The sequence below is a fragment of the Oleiphilus sp. HI0043 genome, from assembly GCF_001634935.1.
Genome location: NZ_LWEY01001403.1, coordinates 1 through 1,796 on the forward strand (window position 1 = coordinate 1; position 1,796 = coordinate 1,796).

A 1,796-nucleotide genomic window follows, 5' to 3' on the forward strand; every position below is an offset into this window, starting at 1 on the left:
CACTCGATGTAGTAAAGAACCCTTCACTATCTGTCGTAGCTGAAGGCTCACCAGCATTTTGTCGCCCATCTTCATTGATATCAGCATAAACAGTTGCACCAGCTAGGTACCCATCAATTGCTACCCCAGATATTGACGTTCTTTCTACAGGTGAACCATTATCAGGGTGGTCAGGACTACTACAACCAGAGGCAATTGCTACCGCCGCAGAGAGTGCCGCAATCTTAAATCCCTTACTTGCGCTTAGATAACTATGTTCGTTTTTAATTCCCATCTTTCACTCTCCTAAAATTTTTCTTCAATACCAATGTTAAAGCCAATATAACGAGGAACTTCTTGACCGTCATGCTCGATCGTATCCAAGCTACCTGATAGATCTAGGTTAACCATTCCAAATAAAGTGGTACCTACCCCTAATGTTGTTAGCTCACTCCCAACCAGGTTCTTGGCAGCACCAAGTCTAAGTGTCGGAATAATGTAACTGTTCGGGAAATAGCTTACTGAGCCACTTAATATCTGACTTTCACGTCCAACTAGACTAAAGGCAGAATTAACATCATATGCACCTGAAATTAAAAACTGACGGTCTTCTGTAAAAAAAGCACCTTCAATAGTAGTTTGAGCATTTAAGACGGCGGTTTCTTTCAGAGAAATCTCATCCGAAAATGCCTGAGCAGCCAAACAGTTTTTCTGACGTAAGCCGCTCAAAGAGCCACAATTAACGCCAATTTCGCCATACTCAAGCTCAGGCTCATTAATATTGGCAATGGTCAAACCTACCTGCCCGTTTGGAAAGGTCCATATTGCTCCGACATCAACACCTACCGCGGTAACCGTCGCGTTATTTTCTTCAAACTCATCCATAACGACATCCATGATGTCATCATCTGAATCGTCTGCAACACCTTCAAACGAAACAACCTGTTTATTCAAGACCGCATGATAAACGTTTACATTGACGCCACCATACAGCTTTGAATCCAACACCGGTGGTTGCCATACTTCTCGGCTATAGCCGACGGTACCCGTTACAAGACCTGCAGCTTTTACGTATAAAGAGCTATCGGTCGATAAACTCACGTCGCTACCTGAATTCTGTATTTCCATCGGCGCATCTAAAAAGATAATATCTGTTAGCAAACCCGCACTAACATTTAGACCAACAACACCACCAAGAAAATCACTGCGAACAGCAATTGGAGCTAAAGGTGCCTCAAACCCTAGGTTCCAGGCAATATTCATTTTCTCGCCTAAAACGGGTAGCAAGGCGTCAAATTTATCTTTTGCGTCCAAAGCTTGATCAAGTGTTAGATTCTCGCTATCCAGAATTTCCTCAAGCTCTTCAATATCATCTTCAACGTTATTTAAGTCGCCTAACTCTAAACCAAAGCCTAGTGAGCTAAAGTAGCCTAAGCGAAGGCTTTCTTCATCGCCAACCAACAACTCTCCCGAAGCAGGATTATTCCCCAACGCTAATAATGAATTAGGATTAGTAGTTTTACCTAAGGTTAGAATCGCCCCCGGCTGATGCCCTTGATATCCTGCAACTGCATTGACTGCACCACCAAATAAGACCGCAAGTGCGATACCTTTAACCAGTTTACTTTTTTGTATGCTCTTCTGCTTCATGCTCATTATCCTTCGCTATTCACACAACCTATCCGATTTAACCGCTTTCTACTCGTCTGTCATACCTGTTATTATTAGACGGAACAACCCGGCAAGTTAAACACCCCAATTTTCTCTTTTGCTTTTGTCGCTTTCGCACGCTAGCCCTAAAGATAGTTCAAACAAGG

2 protein-coding genes are annotated in these 1,796 nt (G+C 42.9%); both read right to left on the reverse strand.

Annotated features, from left to right (window positions below):
• Nucleotides 1-274 (reverse strand): hypothetical protein (locus tag A3729_RS19395; RefSeq protein WP_197475932.1); only part of this gene is annotated, 274 nt, incomplete at its 3' end.
• Between the two features lie 11 nt (nucleotides 275-285).
• Nucleotides 286-1,629 (reverse strand): conjugal transfer protein TraF, encoded by a 1,344-nt coding sequence (traF, locus tag A3729_RS19400; protein WP_068514887.1) that lies wholly within the window; start codon nucleotides 1,627-1,629, stop codon nucleotides 286-288.
• Nucleotides 1,630-1,796 lie beyond the last annotated feature (167 nt).